Genomic DNA, 15,278 nt, shown 5'->3' with positions numbered 1-15,278 from the left:
CATCCAATAATTATATTTGCCTAATAATTAAGCCAACTGATAGCGTTTGGGAATAGCGTCGACTGGGGTAGACATTGGGCAAAAAACTATTTTCTGTGGCTGAGGCACGGCAAGTCGCAAAACGGCGTCTGCCACGCATGATGTTTGATTTTATCGATGGCGCATCGGGGAATGAATCATTGCGTGATCTCAATTCGGCGATGATTGATCATATCAGATTGATGCCTCGTGTTCTGATTGATGTTTCTGAACGTGCAATGTCGACTTCTATTCTTGGACAGGAAACAGGGCTTCCGTTCGGGATTGCGCCAATGGGTATGTGCGCGCTGTCATGGCCAAGAGCTGATTTTAACCTAGCTCGCGAAGCGGCAAAGCGGCACATTCCTTTATGTGTATCGACAGCATCGTCGATGGCGCTTGAACAGGTAATCGAGCTGGCTGAGGGTCACGCGTGGTTTCAGCTTTATGCCGATCAATCAAACGAGTTTGTCGATGAATTGATCGACCGCGCCATTGCTGCCAATTATAAAGTGCTGATCCTGACTGTTGATGTGCCAATTCCATCAGTGCGGACACGCGACAAACGTAACGGGTTTTCTTTTCCAATGGGCTGGGGTGCATCACAGATATGGGATTTTGTCAGCCATCCCCGATGGTCGCTTGAAACCGCGCTTCACGCGATCCGGCATCAAATGCCGCAGCCGATGAACTATGCCACATCAAGCCAGAAGACAGCCTTTGTGCGGAATGCCAGCCGCGCCGGTGCCGACTGGAAATTTCTTGCCGCTTTGCGCGACCGCTGGCCGGGCAAGCTAGTGGTCAAAGGAGTGCAGTCGGTTGAGGATGCGTTACGCATAAAGACAATCGGGGCTGATGCTATTTATGTGTCAAATCATGGCGGCCGCCAGCTTAATGCCGCGCCAGTGGCAATTGACTCGCTTGTCGAAATCCGTAATGCGGTTGGTGGCGGTTTTCCATTGATTTTTGATGGTGGTATCCGCAATGGTGAACATGTAATTAAGGCGCTAGCTGCTGGGTCAGATTTTGTTATGCTTGGTCGCAGTGTTATGTATGGCCTTGGAGCAGGCGGTGCGGCTGGCCTTGAGCAAATTCTGGATTTGATTGAGGCCGAAGCAAGCGCGGTAATGGGGTTGCTTGGCTGCCGAAATATTGCCGAACTGGGCGCTGCGAATTTAGCTGGAAATTATGAAACATTAATGTTGCGAACGATGCTGGAAAGGGCTGCCGAATGACGTCACCCAAAAAGATACGAGGCGGAGCATTGCTCGCGCGCGCCTTGCAGGAAAAGGGCGTTGAACATGTGTTCACCCTGTCAGGTGGTTTTTGCAATCCTGCGCTTGAAGGTTTTATGGAATGCCAGATGAAGGTGATCAACTGCCCGCATGAACAGGTGGCCGGACATTTTGCTGATGGTCATACGCGCATCACGCGCAAACCCGCAGTTTGTCTTGTTGGGCCAGAGGGTTTTGCGAATGCTGTACCAGCAATGATGGAGGCTTGGGGCGAACGCTCGCCGGTGATTTTTGTCACTGGATCCAGCACCCTGAAACGTCAAGGTGCGGGGGGATTCAAAGAAATTGACGATGTTGCCATCGCCGCTCCGCTGACAAAATATAGCGCTACCATAACGGATGGCGAGCGCATTAATGAATTTGTTGACAGAGCCGTCAAGATTGCCACAAACGGCTATCCTGGGGCGGTTCACCTAAGTCTTCCTGTTGATATTATGTTTTCCCATTTTGCCGAAGATGCTGGCCGTGATGAGCGGCCATTTGATCTGAGCATGCAACAGCCAGTGCGCGCATGGCCAGAGCCAGCACGCCTTCAGAAACTGCTGCAAAAGCTCAATGCCGCCAAAAGGCCAGTTCTGATTGGCGGACATGGTGTTTGGTGGAGCAAGGCCGAGGCAAAACTTGAGGAAGCTGGCCGTCTGCTTGGCATCCCAGTGTTTAACATCCCCTATCATCAAAAACTGCTTGGCGAAGAATGCGAAGCCTATATGGGGCTTGCCGATATCCATCAATATCATCCTTCCGCAGATGCGTTTCGTGACGCTGATCTGGTGCTGATGGTTGGTGGCCGGCTTGATAATCAGATGAATTTTGGCAATCCGCCATTATTTCCATCAAGTGCTGAACTGATATGTGTCAATGGATCGCATGAAGAAATAGAATTTAACCGCGCAGCTGATTTTGCATTGTTATGTGATCCAGCAGCGTTTCTCGAAACCCTAGCTGCGCATCAGAAGAGTCCCGATTTCTGCCTTCCCCGAGATTGGTATGATTTAAACCGTAAATGGCGTGCCGCATGGGTCGATAAGATGCTTGCCGATCTTGATTGTGAAACTGCGCAGCCAGGATTTGAGGGTCAGATTCATCCCTTGCAATTAGCACTTGATGTGCAGGGCGCGATGAGTGACGGCGACTGGCTGGTGATCGATGGTGGCAACACCCATTTCTGGTCCGAAATTGCGGTGAATATTGCCGGATTTCAGGGTAAAAAACTTGGCGGAATTTTGCACCCGGGCACCTTTAGCCTTTTGGGGGTTGGCGTATCATTTGCAGTATCGGCAAAAAATGTTGATCCCAGCCGCAATGTTGTGCTGATCAGTGGAGATGGCGCCTTTCTGTCGGGGGGGTTGTCGATTGAGGCAGCCTTTCAAGAAAATCGACCCATTGTTGTCGTGATTGATAATAATGGCGGGCTCGACTGTATTTCGCAGCAACAGGAAAGGCTATTTGCCAGCGGCACGCATTATGCAACCGATTTTCGTGATATTCCGTTTCACGCGATGTTCGAGGGGCTTGGCGGGCATGGTGAATTGGTCACAAGGCGCGAGGACATTATTCCGGCGGTGCAACGTGCCATTGCAAGCGGCAAGACGGCGTGTGTGAATGTCAAAGTGAAGGGCGTTATCAGCCCAATTGTTTTGGCAACAACATCAAAACGCGACAAGGCGTCGATCGAATAACTGTGACCAAAGGGGCAAATTATGGCGGTTTTGTCTTCTCACTTTTTGAACGCAGTGGATGGAACCCATGCTGGCGCGGTGCCGGTCAGCCTGGTATCTATTGGTGATGATGGCGAGCGCAAAACACTATTCACGGCCGAAAGTGATGCGCATGGACGATTTTCGCAAAAATTTGACGCTGTCAGCGGGCAGGCGTATGAAATGGTGATTGCCAGTGGCCCCTATTTTAGGCAGACCCATTTACCCAGGTCAGGCGCGCAAATTCTTGAAGAAATTGTGGTGCGCTTTAACACTCCTGATCCAGACAGCAGTTATCATATCCCTGTCATTATGGCGCCTAACAGCTATTCATGCTGGTGGTCGGCTTGATTGTTATAAAATTTCTAGAGGCGTGATTGATGAGCGAATCAGGGCTAAACATGTCGCGTCGTATACGGCGTACTCCCTATACTGATAAGGTTGAACAGCACGGCGTTCGCGGGTTCAGTGTAGTTAATCATATGTTGTTGCCAAAGGCTTATGAAGCTTCGGTTGAAGAGGATTATTGGCATCTTTGCCAAGATGTTCAAATCTGGGATGTTGCCTGCCAAAGGCAGGTTGAAATTTCAGGGTCCGATGCGACACGCCTTGTCCAGTTAATGACGCCGCGCGACCTTCGCCAAGCGCGTGTTGGGCAAGGGCTCTATGTCCCACTGATTGATGAGCATGCCGGGATGGTTAATGATCCAGTTTTGCTAAAACTGGCTGAAGACCGTTATTGGCTGTCGATTGCCGACTCGGATGTTTTGCTTTGGGCAAAGGGTTTGGCGGTGGGCGCGGGCCTTGATGTGCTTATTTTCGAAGCTGATGTTGCGCCGCTAGCTGTTCAAGGGCCAAAGGCTCGCCCCTTAATGGCTAGTTTAGTGGGTGAAAAAATACTTGAATTACCGTATTTTGGTTTTGCTTTCTTTGACATTCTTGGTTCGAGCCAGTTAATTGCGCGATCCGGTTACAGCAAACAGGGTGGTTTTGAGATTTACCTCGCTGGCGCCAATATGGGCCCTGACCTTTGGGATCTGATCTGGAACTCTGGCCAGCCCTATAATATTAAGCCCGGCTGTCCAAATTTGATAGAGCGCATTGAAGGCGGGCTAATGTCTTATGGGAATGAGTTCACCCTTGCCAATAATCCGCTGGAATGTGGCTTTGACCGCCTGTGCTACCTTGGTGACGAAATAAATTATATTGGCAGTGCCGCGCTTCGCCAGATTGCCGCTGTCGGGCCGGTTCAAGCCATTCGTGGAATTCGCTTTAGTGGCGACAAGGCACCGCCATGTGGCAAACCATTTCCAGTAACCGATCTGGATGGTGTGCCGGTTGGGCAGATCACATCTGGAATATATTCGCCGCGTTTGAGCTGCAATATTGGTATGTCGATGATCCTTAAAACACACTGGGATTACGGCACTGCGCTTCTGGTTCACACGCCCGATGGAATTGTTCGCGATGCAATAGTATCCAAATTACCTTTTTAATCTTCTCTGCATTCAACCTTGTTCCTTAGATGATAGAAAGCCCATGGCCGAAAGCGATAGAATATGAGCATTTCAAAAATCATCTATGATGGAGTCAGAGTAAAGATTGAAGTAGACGAAGCCCGAGGAATAATAACGGAAATTCTAAACAACTGTGGTTGCGAGCTCGAGCATGCAGAGCTTATCGCCGATCATCTTGTCGACAGCAATCTTTGCGGTGTTGAATCGCATGGCGCTATGCGTATCTTGCAATATGTTGACCAATTTCGGTCGGGCTACATGAAGCCAGAGTCTGGACCATGTGTAAGCCGTGAGGATGAAATTTTCCTTATCATTGATGGGCAGGCTGGGCATGGCATACCCGCTATGGATCTTGCTTACAAGTCAGCCGCCAAGGTTGCGCGCACTAAACACATCTGTGTTACGTCAATCATAAATGTTGGTCATACTGGAAGGCATGGTTCTTTTGCTGATCATTGTGCCGAAGATGGTTTTTTATCGATCCTAATCGGTGGTGGCAACAGAGAGGTTTGGCGGCAGGTGGCTCCATATGGCGGGTGCGAACCAAAGTTACCAACTAACCCCTATTGCATTGGTTTTCCTGGCGATGAACGCGGGCCACTTGTGTTGGATTTTGCAACGTCAATGATTGCTGGTGGCTGGATTTATGCTGCGCAAAATGCTGGTGGTTATCTCCCTGAAAATTGTATTATTGATCGAAATGGTATGGCTTCAGTGACACCTGCAGATTATTTTGATGGTGGATCAATTTTGCCTGCGGCAGGACAAAAAGGCTATGGACTAGCCTTAGCTGCAGAATTGATCTCCGAGGCTCTAATTGGCCCAGTTCAGACAGAAGGTAACTGGCTTTTGTTGATGATCAATACAAGTGCAATGACACCACTTGATGGTCTTCGCAAACGAGCGAGTGTAATTTTTGATGACATCATCAGCTGTAAACCGGCACCAGGATTTGAGAAAGTCGAAATCCCTGGGCATCGAGAGCGACGTTTAAGGCACGAGGCTGGCGGTATAATTGATTTGCCTGAAAACACATGGAATGAGATCGTAGCACTGCGAAATAGCTTGGTTATTTGAAACTGTGAATGCTCAAACTAATAAACTGACGCTCAAGCTTTAAAGTTGTTACGGGCCTCTTTTAAGACATCCCTGATAACTACCGCCCGATGACAGTTGTTGTGAGTTATTCTCAGAGACAGACTGTGTTAGATTGATTATTCGGATAACATATTTAAAGGTTGCGAGTACTTAAGTTAGAATTTTGGAGCCTTCAGAAAACATTGTTGTTAAACGTAATTCATTCCTAAAATGCCGTAAAATCAAAATGTAAATAACTGTGGCGGCGTGCCCCGCAACAATCTCTGTATGCATCCCTCGCGTTCAGCTTGGGAAAGTTCGTTTTTGTGACGTAAAAGTATCAGCACAGGTGCGCACATTTTGATGTGTTAGCTGAAAATCATATTTTCTTTGATAGCGCAGCCAACTGTTTTTGCAGTGCTGTGACCTGCTCCTTCATGGACTCAAGATCAATGTCTGCTGGTGCTGAAGATGATGTGCTTGGACTGGCACTTTGTGCGTTCGGACTCGAATCATGCGGTGTTGAATTTTTGTTGGCTGGCGGCGAACTGGATGGCGCTGAGCCAAAGTCCTGCCATGATTGTAGCATTCCTGCCACCATTTTTGATTGCATCAATTGCAGGTTTTTCAGCGCATCAAGATTTTTATCGGGATTTGTTGGGTCAAGCGATACCGCTGCAAATGCTCTAGTCATATCTTGCTGGTTTTTCTGGTAGGCCTGCATCATCTGCTCGATGGCTCTTGGCCATACTTGAGTCGCCGTATCACTATAGCATTTAATAATTTCAGTCAGAAAATCCTTAGGAATGACTTGTTCACCTTGCCCTTCAAATTCAGAAATAATCGTCAGCAAATATTGATTGGTGATGTCTTCTCCAGTTTTCTTGTCTAGTATAGTGACCGAATGTCCAGCCCTTATTAATCTACTGATATCATCTAGTGTGACAAATTCTTTGGTATCTTTGGTATAGAATTTACGGCTCGAATAACGATGAATCGTCAGACTTGGCTTGTCAGTTTCGTTCATCAAAATCTCCTAAATCCTGCAGGTAGGTATTCAAGCAAAAAAGAAGTGTAAATCCCACCTCTTTTTTACACAATTACATGCAATGACCAGACTACTTCTTGGCAGCCTTGGCCATTACATCCTTTTTGATACTAGCCATCGCCGCAGTATCATTATCGGTTCGGGTAGAAACAGGTGTAATAATACTTTTAGACTTAGTCTCTTTTTTGGAGCTGTCCGAAACGTTACCTGTAGCCACGGCTTCTTGCCCCAGAGATACCATCGCATCTATGGTCTCAGCCTGCGCAGACTTGGCGATATCGACAAAAGCTGACATATGCTTCGGCATCGCTTTAGTCTGTTCAGCGGCAAATTCGCTTGACGCAGCTGCCATGTCGGTTGCTGCGGGGGCCGTTTTAGCAAGACGGTCAAGTGCCTCCATCGTTTCGTTAACCATCGCTTGTCCGACGGCTAAATGCTTTTTTGTCGCATCAAGGGTGATTTTGGACAATTTAGCCTGATAGTCGAGAACTGGCTTCATAGCTTCAGCTATATCTGCGGGTGTGGTAGCACCCATTTTATCAAGGGCTTTTTTGTAATCATCAGGATGGAACATAGCTCAGTCTCCTTTATGTAATTCAATCACTAGCGATAACCACGACGTTGATCAGACAAAAAACTGTCCGCCATTCGCCGACAAGGTTGACCCGGTGATAAAGGCCGCATCATCACTCACAAGAAACAATACACAGCGGGCAATTTCATCTGGTGAACCTAGCCGGCCAACCGGGATCTGTGCGGTGATTTTGGCAATGACCTCATCCGCCATCGCATTAACCATTTCGGTACCAATATAGCCGGGGCAAACCGCATTGACTGTTATTCCCTTAGCCGCACCTTCTTGGGCCAAGGCTTTGGTAAAGCCAAGATCGCCCGCTTTGGCCGATGAATAATTGGCCTGACCAAACTGGCCCTTTTGCCCATTGATCGATGAAATATTCACTATGCGGCCAAAATTACGATCGCGCATACCACCCCAAACCTGGTGTGTCATGTTAAACAGGCCATTAAGATTGGTGTCGATAACATCATGCCATTGCTGGGGAGTCATTTTATGGAAGGCGCTGTCTCGGGTGATGCCGGCATTGTTTACCAGCACATCAACTGGGCCCAATTTGGCTTCAACCGCTGCAACACCGGCGTCACAATCCTCATAAGACGCGACCGACCATTTGAACACGTCAATACCGGTCTCTTTGGCAAAAGCTGCGGCAGCGTCGTCGTTGCCAGCATAGTTGGCGGCTACCTGGTAGCCGGCAGATTTCAACATTCTTGAAATGGCGGCACCGATGCCGCGGGTTCCACCTGTCACAATCGCGGTCTTTGACATAACGTTCGTTCCTTTCTTAACAAGATCTCAGCTAGGGTTAGTTCTGGCGCTGACAGCTATAGCTGTTCAATGCACATGGCGACACCCATACCACCACCGATACAAAGAGTAGCAAGGCCTTTCTGGGCTTTCTGCCGCTGCATTTCAAATAACAACGTATTCAAAACACGGGCCCCAGACGCCCCAATTGGGTGGCCAATCGCAATCGCACCGCCATTCACATTCACCCTAGCAGGGTCCCATCCCATATCGCGATTGACAGCAATCGCCTGTGCGGCAAAAGCTTCATTCGCCTCGATAAGGTCAAGGTCATCAACCGTCCAGCCAGCTTTGGCTAAGGCTTTGCGCGACGCGGTAACTGGTCCGATCCCCATAATCGCCGGGTCAACACCAGCGGTGGCATAAGACACGATCCGGGCCATTGGCTGAATATTTTTAGCAGTGGCGGTAGCTTCGCTCATTAACAATACCGCGGCCGCACCATCATTGATGCCCGATGCATTACCAGCTGTCACAGTGCCATCCTTCGAAAAGGCTGGACGCAATTTTTGCAGGGCTGCTATGTCGACGCCATGTTTGATATATTCATCACAGTCGATAGTGACCTCGTCTCGCCGCGTTTTGACCAGAACTGGAGTAATTTCATCAGCAAATTTACTGGCCTTTTGGGCCGCCTCGGCCTTGTTTTGCGAGGCAACTGCGAATTCATCTTGTTCGTCGCGGCTGATCTGCCACTTGGTGGCAATGTTTTCTGCGGTTGTGCCCATATGATAGTCATGAAAAGCATCGGTCAGCCCATCCATGATCATAGAGTCGATAAAGGCCAAATTGCCCATGCGCGCCCCGGTCCGCAACATGGAAACATGTGGCGCTAATGACATGCTTTCCTGGCCACCGGCGATGACAACATCGGCATCCCCAAGTTGCACATGCTGGGCCCCAATCGCCACCGCACGCAAACCCGAACCACAGAGCTGGTTGATCCCCCATGCGGCGCTTTCTTGCGGCAAACCAGCGTTGATGTGCGCCTGACGAGCTGGGTTTTGCCCCTGGCCAGCAGTCAAAATCTGGCCCATGATAGTTTCTGAAACTTCTGCCTTTTCGATTCCGGCACGCGAAACAACCGCTTCGATTGCCGCTTTGCCAAGTTCATGCGCCGGCAATCCCGACAAGGTGCCCCCAAAGCTGCCAACTGGCGTCCGTGCTGCTGATGCAATAACCACATTTGTCATCATACCCTCCGTTGGCCCGTGGCCATGTGCGATTTAGTGCTGGATAAATACAAAAAGGAGCGCCAGAGCGCCCCCTTTTTACTCGCGCGTGCTGTTAAGCGTTGACGATCTTGTTTTGGACATCCTTGCCGGCTTTCAGCATGATCTCTGCTGTATCAACCTGCGCCTTTTTGGCAACTTCAGCGATGCTCGCAAGATGCTTTGGTGCCGCTTCAACCTGTGCTTTGGCAAATTCGGTCGAGGCAGCTGCTAAATCTGCAGGTTTTTCGACAGGCTTGGCAAAAGCTTCAAGGGCTACGATGGTTTCGTTCATCCAGGTCTGACCAATCTCGATATTCTTTTTAGCCGCGTCAAAGGCAACATGTGACAGCTTGGTCTGATAATCAATGAATGGCTTTAGATTATCAGCCATCTCGAATGGTGAGGCTGATACGAATTTTTCCATCGCTTTGGTATAGTCAGTAAAAGTAAACATGTGTTCGTCTCCTGATAAAATTTTCTGCTAAGCGGAATATAGTTACCGCAATGCAGAAAATCAAGAGAAAATTACGCAATGCGGAAATTTAACTGTGGCGCTGCACATATTCTCCTGGCGCAGGACCTAAGTCTGGCCATTCAAAATTGTTTAAAACATTGTTTGAAATAATTTTATTTCCTGACATGCCAGCCGCCCATGCCTCCCATGCTGGCCACCAAGATCCGGCTGTAACTGGTAGGTCAAGGAAAGTGTCAGCTGCATATTTGGTTAAATTATCTGCTATGCGGAAATAATATTTCCCAGATTTGGGTGGATTTATAATCCCGGCCACATGCCCGCTTCCGCCCAAAATATAGGTTTTTGACCCCTTGGTCTGGCTGATCCCGGCAAAAGACGAACGCCAGGGTGCAATATGATCCGTTTCAGTGGCGACCGCACAGATTGGTATATCAACATCTGCCAGTGCCAGATCGGTATCAAGGAGCCGCAGCGCTCCACTCGCGAAACGGTTGTTCTGATAGAAATTGTCAAGATATTCGCGCGCCATGCGCCCTGGCAAGTTGGTTGAGTCGCTGTTCCAATATAGCAAGTCCATAACCGGCGGTTTTTGTCCCATCAGATAGGACCGAACCGCCGGGCCGTACACCAAATCTCCTGAGCGCAAAAAACTGAAAGTCTGAGCCAAAAATGCGCCATCCAAAACGCCACTTTCGGCAATGCGATCATGAATTTTCTTGGAATAGTCGGGACCGGTATAAACTGCCAATTCGCCAGGATCATGAAAATCGGTCAAAGTGGTAAAAAAGGTTGCAGAATTGATAAGATAATGACCGGTTTTTTGCAAATAATCTGCCGCCACCGCTACCAATGTCCCACCGATACAATAGCCAATCACATTCGCCTGCGGTTGACCGGTCATGCTGGTCACCTGTTCCAGTGCGGTTTGCACACCTTCGGTTATGTAGTCGTCAAAACCAACATCGGCCATTGTCCCATCCGGGTTGACCCATGACATCAAAAACACCGTTTGGCCAGCAGCCAGCGCAAACTGTATGAAGCTGTTTTGTGGTGTCAGATCTAGAATGTAGAATTTGTTGATACATGGCGGCACAATCAACAACGGCCGTTCAAACACGGTTTCGGTTTTAGGCTGATAGTGGATCAACTCAAACAGCCGATTGCGGAATACCACCCTACCAGAAGATGTAGCCAGATTTTCTCCAACCTTGAAAGCATTGGTATCGGTCAATGATACAGACAGCTGACCGTCACCTTTTTCCAGATCACTCACCAGATTTTCTAGCCCTTCAACCAGCGATTTGCCCTGGGTTTCAATCGCGTGTTTCAATGCTTCGGGATTTGTTCCCAAGAAATTTTGTGGTGACAGAAAATTGATCAGTTGTTGTGAGAAAAACTGAATTTGTCGGGCTTCACCCTCTGACAACCCCTCGATCTCAGCGACCGAGTCCTTAATCACTTCGCTGGACAGCAGATATTGCTGTTTGATCATGCTAAAATAGGGGTTGGTTTGCCACGCTCCGTCGCGGAAACGCCGGTCCTTGGGTTTTGCGTCCTGTGAGGCCCCCATCATCGAGGCTTGAAAATCAGACCAGGCCTCAATTGAGGCTTTATAATATCGGACCTGACTTTCGATCAATTTGGCAGGGTTGTTCATCATCTGCGCAAAATAGCTTGATGCTGCCTTGAAAAACAGTTCGGTGCTTGCATTTGACTGTTCTGGCTGTTCGGCTTTTTGCCGCGCCATGATCACAATCAGCCGCTTTGTTAATGCATCAATTTTCTCAAAATTGTCTTTGAGCTCGTCAAGCTGGGACGATTCGGCCATATCGTAATCAGACATCGCTTTTCTTTCGGTCAAATATGTGGGAGCCTGTCCCTAATGTAATTTTGGAACCTATTATTTATGTATACTATACCATCCTACCAGCTTTTGGACAGTTCTATCAAATTGCAGAAGGCGTTTGCGAGCCAGTTCAGTCATTTGTTTGACCAAGCTCCTGGGCTCACGCGCCTACATCCATTTGGATCATTGATGAATGGCTGGTCCAAAGTCGCCGAAAAATCTCTGGAGCGAATGGATGCAAAACCAGAATGGTCGGTCGAGGCATTGACCACATCAGGCGAATCCCGGCCCATCAAACCAGAAATCATTCTCGATAGAGCTTTTTGCGCCCTGACGAAATTTGCCACTACTTCGCAAAAACAATCAGCTGAAACTGTTATGATCATAGCGCCTATGTCAGGCCATTATGCCACGCTGACACGTAATACGGTGGCCAGCCTTGTTCCTGACTGCGACGTATATGTTACTGACTGGAAAAATGCACGCGATGTGCCAAATAATGCTGGTTCATTTAACCTCGATGATTTCGTGGATTACATTGTCGACTTCATCACTTACCTGGGGCCAATAACAAATGTGCTCGCCATTTGCCAGCCAGCGCCACTTACCGTCGCGGCTACTGCACGTCTGGCACTTGACAACCCGGCTGCGATGCCCAAATCAGTGACTTTGATGGGGGGGCCGGTAGACCCTGCCGCCAACCCATCGGCGGTGTCTAATTATGCAGGCAAGACTGACATTCCGCAATTACAGTCAACGGTAATCATGCCGATTGACAGCCAGTATGCTGGCGCCGGCCGCCTGGTTTACCCAGGCATTTTACAGTTAACTGCTTTTATGAGCATGAACGCCGCCACGCATATCGAATCTTTTGTGAGGCAGGTTTGTGCTGAATCAGATGGCACTGCGCATGATGGCGACCGGCATAACAGTTTTTACAATGAATATTTGGCGGTAATGGATATGCCTGCCGAATTTTTCCTTGATACAGTCCAACGCATTTTCAAGGACCGTGACATTGCAACCAATAATTTTGTGCATCATGGGCAAAAACTTGATATCGGGGCAGTGCGCACCACTCGCCTTTTGGTGATCGAGGGGGGACGTGACGATATCTCAGCGCCTGGTCAATGCAAAGCTGCTTTGGGGCTATTCACCGGTTTGCCTGATACACAAAAACACCACATCCTCGAGGAAGGAGCCGGCCATTATGGTATCTTTAGTGGTAAAGCGTGGCGCAACAATATCCGGCCAAAATTCCTTGATTTTATTAGGCAAGGCTGACTGCACACTTTTCCAGTGATGGCGTTACAGTTTGGGTGCCACGCTCACTCTCCAATAGTGCTGGGTCCTTTGTGCTGTCCTTAAATACTAATCTTTAGAGCTTGAATTTCGTTTTACAGTTAAAGCCGCGATCATTATCGGAGTCTTTGAGGCGAGGGCCTCTAAATATTTGAGATTTGTCTTTATTTGGTTATTTGGTAACTACTAATGTATTCACCGTAAACAGCTTGATCGTGTCACCTACGCCAATAATACCTGATACGCTTGCAAATCTCTAACTGTGGTTAATTTAGTTGCTTCTCGATGCGTCGATTAATCTGATTTGAAAAACTGGCATTCCGTATGATCGCAGTTAAGGTGGAACAAAAAGGTAAGGCTTCACTGGTTGGCCAGAGAAGCCTTAGAGAGATCACCTAAATACCCCAGAATAGCGACTGTTGAGCCTTTCAAATCTGATTGTTTTTAGTCTTTGCTCTGGTTCAAAAAAGACACTCGGCATTTTTTATAAGCTGGTGTCTCAAACCGTCTAATTGACGCGTTTCATCAATTCAAAAGCTTCGATGTGTTTTTCCGCACGTGCTAGTTGAGCGGCTTCGATGGAAGTGTTGACGATTTCCAAGAATGTTCCGGCTCTACAAGTGAATTTTCCCAATCCAATAGAAACCTGCTCGCAAAGGACGCAAGTCTCTCTATAAAATGAAGCAACGCTCATTGTTTTCTCCTATTTCGAAAAGTTTAGGACTGGTTTTTACCAACCTGGGCCAGCCTTTAGTATGAGTTCGGGTTGATTTAGGTTAATGCGTAAACCAACTAAACCGCACTGTCTGCTAAAAGCAGGAATTCCAGTGAGTCAGTGTGAAATATATTTTCTTACTGCAATTAGTCCCGGTCTCAAGGAACCGCAGTCTGGTTGAGGTTTACGCATGACAATTTCACCTTTTTCATCTTTCGCTCGCAGGAAGTCGGACGGGTTTTTGCGAAACATATGCTTGTCGAGCTCAGCGATAATTCCTTGGCTTGTTTCCAACATGGCCTCACCTTTCCATAAGACAAGAGTTTTGCGGGTTAAATCGGATACGCTAGAGTGGTATCTAAAAAAGTTGGTGCAATATAGAGCTAAATTATTTCTTATGTGATGCAAAAATTGCACTATTTGTGAATTCAGGCGTATTTCATTGATTTTTCATAGGTTTTAAGAATGTCAGGATGCTCTTGGTGGGTCAGCTATCAAACAAGGCAAGCATAAAACTTTACCATCTGCTCAAATCTCAATTCTATCCTCTAGCCGGCTATCTGTTTTTCGGTCATTGTTTGCACAGGCGCTACTGACACGGGTTCACTCCTTTGAAATTGCAGCCTTGTTGCAAGCAATTGAGCATCCGTGATGATGCTTCCTGATTTTGGAAAAGCCGCCAAACCAGGAACCGCATTGAAGCAGTTTGGATAGAGGGTATCGCATGTTGACAAGCAGCACGGTTGTTTGATGACAAGGCTAAACAGAAAGGAAGAGTGGGGTTAACAATGACGGTCGAACACGCCTTACAGCACCGCAAATCCTGCCGCTCTTTCCTGGACCGACCAGTTGATAGTCAATTGTTGCGGAGAATTATTCAACAGGCGTCTCGCGCTCCGTCGAATGGCAATTTGCAGCCTTGGCAGCTATTTGTATTGACGGGGGACGCGCTGGCTAGCCTGAAGGCCAATACCCGTGAGGCTATTGCTCAAAATAAGCCACTGTCGACGCCTGAATATGCGGTCTATCCAAAACCACTTAAAACCGAATTTGATGCGCGGCGCTTTGCAATTGGCGAGGATATTTACCGCGTTCTTGGGATCGAACGGGAAGACAAGGCCGGCCGGCGAGCGCAATTTGCCAAAAATGCGCTGATGTTTAATGCGCCGGTTGGCGTGTTTGCATATATTGACCGCTCCCTAAGCTATGGCCAGTGGATGGATCTGGGCATGTTTTTACAAAGCCTGATGCTGTTATGTGAAGACCATGGTCTTGCCAGCTGTGCCCAGGGCTACTGGACGTTTTTTCATAAAAATGTACGCGCAGCAACCGGCGCGCCAGACGACTTGATGCTTGCATGTGGCGTTGCTATCGGCTTTGAAGATACTGAGGCTCCAATCAATCGAGTGCATTCGGCGCGGGTGTCGATTGATGAATTTGCTACCTTCATTGACTAAATGATTGGTTGGGTGGCTGTTAAATAGCTAATTAAATCACTGCATAATTAAGGTGCAAGTAACGGCGGTTTCACGCCCATTTATTACCTCAAACCCATTTTTTAATGGTAGGGTCTTGAACAAATCCTGCCCCCGCAACCAAATAATTTTATTTAATATTAGATACCTAGCCGTCTCGCATTTGAGGCGGTTTTTTTTGTGTTTGTCGCTGCTTTTGTTGCAGGGTAAAT

15 protein-coding genes are annotated in these 15,278 nt (G+C 48.0%); 7 read left to right on the top strand and 8 right to left on the bottom strand.

The window, feature by feature from the left end; genetic code table 11:
- Positions 1-95 precede the first annotated feature (95 nt).
- From AB8881_05775 to AB8881_05755, 5 genes are all read left to right on the top strand, one after another.
- Positions 96-1,253: an alpha-hydroxy acid oxidase gene (locus AB8881_05775; GenBank protein ID XDZ64521.1), complete on the top strand. Its 1,158-nt coding sequence runs from the start codon at positions 96-98 to the stop codon at positions 1,251-1,253.
- Positions 1,250-2,992 carry a thiamine pyrophosphate-binding protein gene (locus tag AB8881_05770; protein XDZ64388.1) on the top strand — a complete coding sequence of 581 codons (1,743 nt, stop codon included), beginning with the start codon at positions 1,250-1,252 and terminating at the stop codon, positions 2,990-2,992. Before AB8881_05775 ends, AB8881_05770 begins: the two co-directional genes overlap by 4 nt.
- Before the next feature lie 21 nt (positions 2,993-3,013).
- On the top strand, positions 3,014-3,361 hold the full coding sequence (locus AB8881_05765; protein ID XDZ64387.1) for a hydroxyisourate hydrolase: 348 nt from the start codon (positions 3,014-3,016) through the stop codon (positions 3,359-3,361).
- Positions 3,362-3,390: 29 nt separating this feature from the next.
- On the top strand, positions 3,391-4,506 hold the full coding sequence (locus AB8881_05760) for a dimethylsulfoniopropionate demethylase (protein XDZ64386.1): 1,116 nt from the start codon (positions 3,391-3,393) through the stop codon (positions 4,504-4,506).
- A 63-nt stretch (positions 4,507-4,569) separates the two neighbouring features.
- Complete coding sequence (locus AB8881_05755) at positions 4,570-5,604, top strand: Ldh family oxidoreductase (protein ID XDZ64385.1); 1,035 nt, start codon at positions 4,570-4,572, stop codon at positions 5,602-5,604.
- Positions 5,605-5,983: 379 nt separating this feature from the next.
- On the opposite strand, the gene AB8881_05750 is transcribed toward AB8881_05755, so the two are convergent.
- The 6 genes from AB8881_05750 to AB8881_05725 form a co-directional block, all read right to left on the bottom strand.
- Complete coding sequence (locus tag AB8881_05750; protein XDZ64384.1) at positions 5,984-6,631, bottom strand: polyhydroxyalkanoate synthesis regulator DNA-binding domain-containing protein; 648 nt, start codon at positions 6,629-6,631, stop codon at positions 5,984-5,986.
- A gap of 91 nt (positions 6,632-6,722) precedes the next feature.
- Positions 6,723-7,226 (bottom strand): hypothetical protein, encoded by a 504-nt coding sequence (locus AB8881_05745; protein XDZ64383.1) that lies wholly within the window; start codon positions 7,224-7,226, stop codon positions 6,723-6,725.
- A gap of 51 nt (positions 7,227-7,277) precedes the next feature.
- Complete coding sequence (gene phbB, locus AB8881_05740) at positions 7,278-8,000, bottom strand: acetoacetyl-CoA reductase (protein XDZ64382.1); 723 nt, start codon at positions 7,998-8,000, stop codon at positions 7,278-7,280.
- Between the two features lie 56 nt (positions 8,001-8,056).
- On the bottom strand, positions 8,057-9,232 hold the full coding sequence (locus AB8881_05735) for an acetyl-CoA C-acetyltransferase (protein XDZ64520.1): 1,176 nt from the start codon (positions 9,230-9,232) through the stop codon (positions 8,057-8,059).
- Positions 9,233-9,326: 94 nt separating this feature from the next.
- On the bottom strand, positions 9,327-9,707 hold the full coding sequence (locus tag AB8881_05730; protein ID XDZ64381.1) for a phasin family protein: 381 nt from the start codon (positions 9,705-9,707) through the stop codon (positions 9,327-9,329).
- Between the two features lie 88 nt (positions 9,708-9,795).
- Positions 9,796-11,571 (bottom strand): PHA/PHB synthase family protein, encoded by a 1,776-nt coding sequence (locus tag AB8881_05725; protein ID XDZ64380.1) that lies wholly within the window; start codon positions 11,569-11,571, stop codon positions 9,796-9,798.
- 63 nt (positions 11,572-11,634) lie between these two features.
- Here AB8881_05725 and phaZ point away from each other — a divergent pair, with 63 nt between their 5' ends.
- Positions 11,635-12,858: a polyhydroxyalkanoate depolymerase gene (gene phaZ, locus AB8881_05720; protein ID XDZ64379.1), complete on the top strand. Its 1,224-nt coding sequence runs from the start codon at positions 11,635-11,637 to the stop codon at positions 12,856-12,858.
- A gap of 526 nt (positions 12,859-13,384) precedes the next feature.
- On the opposite strand, the gene AB8881_05715 is transcribed toward phaZ, so the two are convergent.
- Positions 13,385-13,570, bottom strand: a complete 186-nt coding sequence (locus AB8881_05715; GenBank protein XDZ64378.1) for a hypothetical protein — start codon at positions 13,568-13,570, stop codon at positions 13,385-13,387.
- A gap of 138 nt (positions 13,571-13,708) precedes the next feature.
- Positions 13,709-13,888 (bottom strand): hypothetical protein, encoded by a 180-nt coding sequence (locus tag AB8881_05710; GenBank protein XDZ64377.1) that lies wholly within the window; start codon positions 13,886-13,888, stop codon positions 13,709-13,711.
- A gap of 446 nt (positions 13,889-14,334) precedes the next feature.
- Between AB8881_05710 and AB8881_05705 the strand changes: the two genes are divergently transcribed.
- Positions 14,335-15,048, top strand: coding sequence for a nitroreductase (locus AB8881_05705; GenBank protein ID XDZ64376.1), 714 nt, complete (start codon positions 14,335-14,337; stop codon positions 15,046-15,048).
- Positions 15,049-15,278: the final 230 nt, after the last annotated feature.

It is taken from the genome of Alphaproteobacteria bacterium LSUCC0396 (genome assembly GCA_041228345.1).
Classification (GTDB): domain Bacteria; phylum Pseudomonadota; class Alphaproteobacteria; order Puniceispirillales; family Puniceispirillaceae; genus UBA3439.
Note: the sequence above shows the minus strand (reverse complement) of the source record. Positions and strands in the feature narration are given on the sequence as shown.